The following is a 6,456-nucleotide window of genomic DNA, read 5'->3' on the forward strand; positions in this document are numbered from 1 at the left end:
ACCACCGGACAGGTCCTTCGGCTTGCGGTCGAGGAACTCCTCGAGGCCGAGCATCTCCGCGGCGTCCTGCACCCGCTTCCTGATGTCCGCGGGTGGTTCCGCCGTGGTGGTCGCCGGAATGGTCGACGCGGCGCGGCTCGACGAGATCGCCGCAGCGGAGAAGGTGACCGCCCGGTTGTAGGGTCCTGCGGACCCACCCCCGTGCGGAGATACCCTTTTCCCCGTGACCCTCATTTTTCGACCTGGCGTTTCCCGCCGTCCGGCGCACAGACGGGTACCTGCGAACACGGGGCCTGCCCGTCCCAGCGCGACGCGCTCCGGTGTTATCGTTCACACATGGCAACGGTCACATTCGACAAGGTGTCCATCCGCTACCCGGGCGCGGAGCGTCCGACGGTGAAGGATCTCGACCTGGAGATCGCGGACGGCGAGTTCCTCGTGCTGGTCGGCCCCTCGGGCTGCGGGAAGTCCACGACGCTGCGTGCGCTGGCGGGGCTCGAGCCCGTCGACTCGGGGCATCTGCTCATCGACGGCAAGGACGTCACCGGCGTGGAGCCGGGCGACCGGGACATCGCGATGGTGTTCCAGAACTACGCCCTGTACCCGCACCTGAGTGTCGCGAAGAACATGGGTTTCGCCCTCAAGCTGGCGAAGATGCCGGCTGCGGAGATCAGGAAGCGGGTGCAGGACGCCGCGGAGATGCTCGGCCTCGAGGAGTTCCTCGACCGTAAGCCGAAGGACCTGTCCGGTGGTCAGCGTCAGCGCGTGGCAATGGGCCGTGCGATCGTCCGTGACCCGAAGGTCTTCCTCATGGATGAGCCGCTGTCGAACCTCGACGCGAAGCTGCGTGTGCAGACCCGCGCCGAGCTCGCCGCCCTCCAGCGCCGCCTCGGCACCACCACCGTCTATGTCACGCACGACCAGGTCGAGGCGATGACGATGGGTGACCGCGTCGCGGTGCTCAAGGACGGCATCCTCCAGCAGGTCGCTCCCCCGCGTGAGCTTTACGACGCCCCCGTGAACGAGTTCGTCGCCGGCTTCATCGGGTCCCCCTCGATGAACCTCTTCCCGGGGGAGGGTGTGACCCTGGGGGTGCGGCCGGAGGCGATGCGGGTGGTCGTCGACAGGCAGGTCCCGGAGGGGTGGGTGGCCCGGGAGGGCACCGTGGACCTCGTGGAGGAGCTCGGTTCCGAGTCCTACGTGTACGCCACCAGCGAGGGCGTGCGGCTCGTCGCGCGGCTGGGCGACCGGGAGGTGCCGGAGCGGGGCGCGGCGGTGACGTTCGCGTACGACCCGGCGGCGGCGCACCGTTTCGACCCTGCCTCGGGAAACCGTCTCTGACACACCCCCGCGAGGGGGTGATCGGGAACAAGTCAGGTCCGGGCTATTACCTGGCTCACTACATTGAGGACCAACCGTTGTTTTATGAAAGGTGAATCACAGATGAACATCGCACTGAAGCGCCCGGGTCGTTCCCTGGCGGCCATCGCCATCGTCTCGACCGTGGTTCTCGCAGGTTGCGCCGACAGCGGCGACACCGGGGAGACCACCACCGCCACGGCAACCGACACCACCACCGCCACCACGGTGGCCTCCGACTCGGATGAGGGCCGCGGCCCGATCACCTTCGCCATGGGCAAGAACGACACCGACAAGATCACCCCGATCATCGAGAAGTGGAACGCCCAGAACCCGGACGAGCAGGTCACCCTCCGTGAGCTCGCCGGCGAGGCCGACGCCCAGCGCGAGACCCTCGTGCAGTCCCTGCAGGCGGGCAACTCCGACTACGACGTCATGGCGCTCGACGTCATCTGGACCGCCGACTTCGCCGCCAACCAGTGGCTCGCACCGCTGACCGGCGACCTCGAGGTCGACACCTCCGACCTGCTGCAGTCCACCGTCAACTCCGCCACCTACAACGGCACCCTCTACGCACTGCCGCAGAACACCAACGGCCAGCTGCTCTTCCGCAACACCGAGCTGATCCCGGAGGCCCCGACCAACTGGGCCGAGCTCGAGGCGTCCTGCGCCGAGCTCGAGGGCGACTGCCTCACCCTGCAGCTCAAGCAGTACGAGGGCCTGACCGTCAACACCGTCGGCTTCATGGAGGGCTGGGGCGGCTCCGTCCTCTCCGACGCCGGTGACGTGACCGTCGACTCCGACCAGTCCAAGGAAGGCCTCCAGGCACTCGTCGACGCCTACGAGAACGGCACCATCGCCTCCGCCTCCACCTCCGCCACGGAGGAGGAGACCAACCTCGCGTTCGTCGCCGGTGACACCGCGTACGCCATCAACTGGCCGTACATGTTCACCAACGCCGAGGCGGACACCTCCGAGGTCGCGGGCAAGTTCGAGGTCCAGCCGCTGGTCGGCAAGGACGGTGTCGGTGTCTCCACCCTGGGTGGCTACAACAACGGCATCAACATCAACTCGGAGAACAAGCGCACCGCGCTGGACTTCATCAAGTTCATCATCAACGAGGAGAACCAGACCTCCTTCGCCGAGGCCTCCTTCCCGCCGGTCCTCGCCTCCATCTACGAGGACGACGCCCTGGTCGAGCAGTTCCCGTACCTGCCGGCCCTGAAGGAGTCCCTGGAGAACGCGGCACCGCGTCCGGTCTCCCCGTTCTACCCGGCCATCTCCAAGGCCATCCAGGACAACGCCTACGCTGCCCTGACCGCCGGCAAGTCCGTCGATGACGCGACCGCCGACATGAAGGCCGCCATCGAGCAGGCCTCCCGCTAAGCACCACACCGCCTCACCGTGAAAGACCTGCCCGCACCGGGCAGGTCTTTTGTGGTTGTGTGGTACCTAACACTGAACCGAAGGAGCCGCACATGAACACACGTGCCGGTCAGGCCCGCTCCGCGGCCTGGCTGATCGCCCCCGCGCTCATCGTCCTGGCCATCGTCATCGGCTACCCGATCCTGCGCGCGATCTTCCTGTCCTTCCAGGCGGACAAGTCACTCGACCCCACCACCGGACTCTTCGTCGAGGGTGGCTTCGCCGGCGTCGAGCACTACCTCTACTGGTTGTCGAACCGCTGCATGTCCCCCTCGGGCACGGTCACCACGTGCCCGCCGGGTGTGCTCGCCACCGACTTCTGGCCGGCCGTGCGGATCACCCTGTTCTTCACCGTCGTCACCGTCGCCCTGGAGACCATCCTCGGCATGTTCATGGCGCTGGTGATGAACCGGGAGTTCCGCGGCCGCGGCTTCGTCCGTGCCGCCGTGCTCATCCCGTGGGCCATCCCCACCGCCGTCACCGCGAAGCTGTGGCAGTTCATCTTCGCCGACCGCGGCATCGTCAACTCCCTGTTCGACACGTCGATCTCGTGGACGACCGACCCGTGGGCGGCCCGCTCCGCGGTCATCATCGCCGACGTGTGGAAGACCGCCCCCTTCATGGCGCTGCTCATCCTCGCCGGCCTGCAGATGATCCCCAAGGACGTCTACGAGGCCGCGCGTGTCGACGGTGCCTCCCGCTGGCAGCAGTTCTGGCAGATCACGATGCCGCTGGTCAAGCCCGCCCTCATGGTGGCGGTCCTGTTCCGCACGCTCGACGCGCTGCGCATGTACGACCTGCCGGTCATCATGATCTCCGCGTCCTCCAACTCCCCCACCGCGACCATCTCGCAGCTGGTGGTCGAGGACATGCGTCAGAACAACTTCAACTCCGCGTCCGCACTGTCCACCCTCATCTTCCTGCTCATCTTCGCCGTCGCGTTCATCATGATCCGCTTCCTCGGCGCCGACGTGTCGGGACAGCGTGGCGTGAAGGGCCGGAAGGTCCCCGGGGCGCGGAAGCGTAAGCAGGTCAAGATGCAGGAAGAGGAGATCGTGTCATGAGGCGCGCAACACTGTGGCACTACCTCGGGGTGCTGTTCATCATGTTCTGGGGTCTCGCGCCCTTCTACTGGATGGTGATCGTCGCCCTGCGCGACAAGCGCTACACCTTCGACACCACCCCCTGGCCGACGCACGTCACCCTGGAGAATTTCCGGGACGCGCTGGCCACCGACAAGGGCAACGACTTCCTCGGGGCGATCGGCAACTCGCTGCTCATCTCCGTGGCGACGACGTCCCTGGCCGTCATGGTCGGCGTGTTCACCGCCTACGCCCTCGCCCGGCTGAACTTCCCGGGCAAGGGCATCGTCACCGGCATCATCCTCGCCGCGTCGATGTTCCCGGGCATCGCGCTGGTCACCCCGCTGTTCCAGCTCTTCGGTGACCTCGGATGGATCGGTTCCTACCGGGCGATGATCATCCCGAACATCTCCTTCGCCCTGCCGCTGACGATCTACACCCTGGTGTCCTTCTTCCGGCAGCTGCCCTGGGAGCTCGAGGAGGCCGCGCGCGTCGACGGTGCCTCCCGCGGCCAGGCCTTCCGCCTCGTGCTGCTGCCCCTGGCGGCCCCGGCGCTGTTCACCACGGCGATCCTGGCGTTCATCGCCACCTGGAACGAGTTCATGCTGGCGCGTCAGCTCTCGACGACCGCCACCGAACCCGTCACCGTCGCCATCGCCCGCTTCTCCGGGCCGAGCGCATTCGAGTACCCCTACGCCTCGATCATGGCCGCGGGTGCCCTGGTGACGATCCCGCTCATCGTCATGGTGCTCATCTTCCAGCGCCGGATCGTCTCCGGTCTCACCGCCGGTGGTGTGAAGGCGTGACCGGCCCGGATCCCGGGCGGGGTCGGCGCCGGAGACTCCAGCACGAGACCCTGCTCGGTTTCCTGGGCTTCTTCGCCTTCCTCGCCCTGGTGCAGGCCGTGCTCAACCTCTTCTCCCCCGAACCGGCGCTGTGGCCGGGTCTGCTGGCCGCCGTGTTCGTGGGCCTCACGTGGTGGGTGTGGCGGCAGGGCCGCTGAGGCCCTGTCACAACCTGTCGAATCTGTTTTTCCAGCGACTCCGTCACCTGGGGTTCCCTGGTTCCACGGGAGACAGATTCGACAGGTTGAGACACCCCTAGTCCCGGCTCCCCCGGTTCCCCCGCATCCGCCGCCACGCGATCCGCAGCGCGGAGTGCGGCAGCGCCAGGCACTCCCGCAGTGTCGCCACCAGCAGGTCCGGGCGCTGCGTCGGGGCGCCCACCACATCCGTCGGGATACCCAGGTGCCAGGCCCACAGGCGGGTCCGGGGGACGTGGAAGTCGGAGGTGACCACCGTCCAGTGCGCCACCTCCGGGAAGAGGGCGCGGGCGTTCTCGAGATTCTCGTTCGTCGACCGGGCGTGGGGTTCCCGCACGATCAGGGCCGGGTCGACCCCGTGCCCGGTCAGCCAGTGCTCCATGGCGGCGGCCTCACCGTCGCCGGAGACGACGACGGGGGCGTCGTGGACGAGCGGAAGTGCGCGGCGCAGGCGGTCCACGAGGATACGGCTGGGGTAGCCGTGGAGCGTGCGGGCGCCGAGGATGAGGACCGGCATGGGACTCCTAGAGGTGCCGCTCGGCGGACTGGCGGACCGAGTCGGCGTGGACGGCCGCCCGGATCCGGTGGGACACGGACGGGGCGGACAGCAGCGCCTCATGTGCCGCGAACAGCTGCTGCTGGATGGCGGCGGCCTCCTCCTCACGGCCCCGCAGCTCCGTGCCGATCCCCTTGGTGACCACCAGCGTGTCCCACCGGTTGATGGTGTCCGCGAGGTCGAAGGCGGCGTCCTGCGCGAGGGCCTCGAGTTCCGCGTCGGCGGCCGCGCGGGCGGCCACCTCCTCGCGGGCCTGCTTGGCCAGGAGGAGGAAGTAGCCGGCGCCGAGCAGTCCCGCGACCGGCACGGCCACCGCCAGGAGCCACAGCACGGCGCTCACCGCCCACAGGAGGGCACCGATGAGGAGCACGCCGATGACCAGCATGCCGCAGCCCGAGTTCTGCCTGCTCATGAGTTCAACCACACCCACATTCCGTCAGCCAGGTGGTACAGGCCGAAGCCGAGCGTCAGTCCGCCGACCACGGACACGACGGCGAGCGCCACGTAATACCCCGGGGACGTCGGCTCAGGACGCTGCTCCAGGTGGCGGGCCAGACGTCCGAGCTGATGACGGACCACGGCGTGTTCAGCGGCGGTGGTCGCCGTGCGGCGGCGGGTACGCAACCACTGGATGTCCTCAAGGCTGTCCGCCGGGGTGGCGGTGGCGGGGGCGGTGTCAGTCATCCCCTGACGGTATCGTGCCACCCCGACACGGTGCCCGCCGGGGTTCGAACGGTTGCCCTACAGCGCCGGGCTGACGCGGAAGAGGTGCAGGTTGGCGAACTCATCGACGCCCCACTCCCCCAGCTCACGGCCGTAGCCGGAGCGGCCGATGCCGCCGAAGGGCAGTCCGGGACGGGAGGCACCGGTCTCGTTGACGTAGGTCATGCCGGCCTCCAGGCGGGAGGCCACCTCCTGCGCCTGCCCGAGGTCCGAGCCGAAGACGTAGCTGCCCAGTCCGTAGGCGGTGTCGTTGGCCAGGGCGACCGCCT

The 6,456-nt window shown here is 68.2% G+C and carries 9 protein-coding genes and 1 pseudogene; 6 read left to right on the forward strand and 4 right to left on the reverse strand.

Going from position 1 to position 6,456, the window contains the following annotated elements:
• Positions 1-82: 82 nt before the first annotated feature.
• The 6 genes and pseudogenes from GXZ33_RS12670 to GXZ33_RS10605 form a co-directional block, all read left to right on the forward strand.
• A pseudogene (locus GXZ33_RS12670) lies at positions 83-181 on the forward strand (TIGR03089 family protein); the annotation flags it as partial.
• A 155-nt stretch (positions 182-336) separates the two neighbouring features.
• On the forward strand, positions 337-1,341 hold the full coding sequence (locus GXZ33_RS10585) for an ATP-binding cassette domain-containing protein (protein ID WP_291340998.1): 1,005 nt from the start codon (positions 337-339) through the stop codon (positions 1,339-1,341).
• 102 nt (positions 1,342-1,443) lie between these two features.
• Positions 1,444-2,745, forward strand: a complete 1,302-nt coding sequence (locus GXZ33_RS10590) for an ABC transporter substrate-binding protein (protein ID WP_291340999.1) — start codon at positions 1,444-1,446, stop codon at positions 2,743-2,745.
• A 92-nt stretch (positions 2,746-2,837) separates the two neighbouring features.
• The gene (locus GXZ33_RS10595) at positions 2,838-3,848 is read left to right on the forward strand and encodes a sugar ABC transporter permease (protein WP_291341000.1); all 1,011 of its coding nucleotides are present in this window, start codon (positions 2,838-2,840) and stop codon (positions 3,846-3,848) included.
• On the forward strand, positions 3,845-4,672 hold the full coding sequence (locus GXZ33_RS10600; protein ID WP_291341001.1) for a carbohydrate ABC transporter permease: 828 nt from the start codon (positions 3,845-3,847) through the stop codon (positions 4,670-4,672). The genes GXZ33_RS10595 and GXZ33_RS10600 overlap by 4 nt, the downstream gene beginning before the upstream one ends.
• Positions 4,669-4,869, forward strand: a complete 201-nt coding sequence (locus tag GXZ33_RS10605; protein ID WP_291341002.1) for a hypothetical protein — start codon at positions 4,669-4,671, stop codon at positions 4,867-4,869. The genes GXZ33_RS10600 and GXZ33_RS10605 overlap by 4 nt, the downstream gene beginning before the upstream one ends.
• Before the next feature lie 97 nt (positions 4,870-4,966).
• On the opposite strand, the gene GXZ33_RS10610 is transcribed toward GXZ33_RS10605, so the two are convergent.
• From GXZ33_RS10610 to GXZ33_RS10625, 4 genes are all read right to left on the reverse strand, one after another.
• Positions 4,967-5,425, reverse strand: coding sequence for a YdcF family protein (locus tag GXZ33_RS10610; RefSeq protein ID WP_291341003.1), 459 nt, complete (start codon positions 5,423-5,425; stop codon positions 4,967-4,969).
• Positions 5,426-5,432: 7 nt separating this feature from the next.
• Positions 5,433-5,876: a hypothetical protein gene (locus GXZ33_RS10615; protein ID WP_291341004.1), complete on the reverse strand. Its 444-nt coding sequence runs from the start codon at positions 5,874-5,876 to the stop codon at positions 5,433-5,435.
• Positions 5,873-6,148, reverse strand: coding sequence for a hypothetical protein (locus GXZ33_RS10620; protein WP_291341005.1), 276 nt, complete (start codon positions 6,146-6,148; stop codon positions 5,873-5,875). The genes GXZ33_RS10615 and GXZ33_RS10620 overlap by 4 nt, the downstream gene beginning before the upstream one ends.
• 57 nt (positions 6,149-6,205) lie before the next feature.
• Positions 6,206-6,456, reverse strand: a 251-nt coding sequence (locus GXZ33_RS10625; RefSeq protein WP_291341006.1) for an aldehyde dehydrogenase family protein, incomplete at its 5' end; no start/stop codon positions are given.

Source organism: Corynebacterium sp. (genome assembly GCF_012838985.1).
Lineage (GTDB): Bacteria > Actinomycetota > Actinomycetes > Mycobacteriales > Mycobacteriaceae > Corynebacterium.

Bases quoted from the DNA above. Each gene is read 5' to 3' on its own strand.
- GXZ33_RS10610 (WP_291341003.1), bottom strand. From the start codon at position 5,425: ATGCCGGTCCTCATCCTCGGCGCCCGCACGCTCCACGGCTACCCCAGC.
- GXZ33_RS10600 (WP_291341001.1), top strand. From the start codon at position 3,845: ATGAGGCGCGCAACACTGTGGCACTACCTCGGGGTGCTGTTCATCATG.
- GXZ33_RS10620 (WP_291341005.1), bottom strand. From the start codon at position 6,148: ATGACTGACACCGCCCCCGCCACCGCCACCCCGGCGGACAGCCTTGAG.
- GXZ33_RS10615 (WP_291341004.1), bottom strand. From the start codon at position 5,876: ATGAGCAGGCAGAACTCGGGCTGCGGCATGCTGGTCATCGGCGTGCTC.
- GXZ33_RS10595 (WP_291341000.1), top strand. From the start codon at position 2,838: ATGAACACACGTGCCGGTCAGGCCCGCTCCGCGGCCTGGCTGATCGCC.
- GXZ33_RS10585 (WP_291340998.1), top strand. From the start codon at position 337: ATGGCAACGGTCACATTCGACAAGGTGTCCATCCGCTACCCGGGCGCG.
- GXZ33_RS10590 (WP_291340999.1), top strand. From the start codon at position 1,444: ATGAACATCGCACTGAAGCGCCCGGGTCGTTCCCTGGCGGCCATCGCC.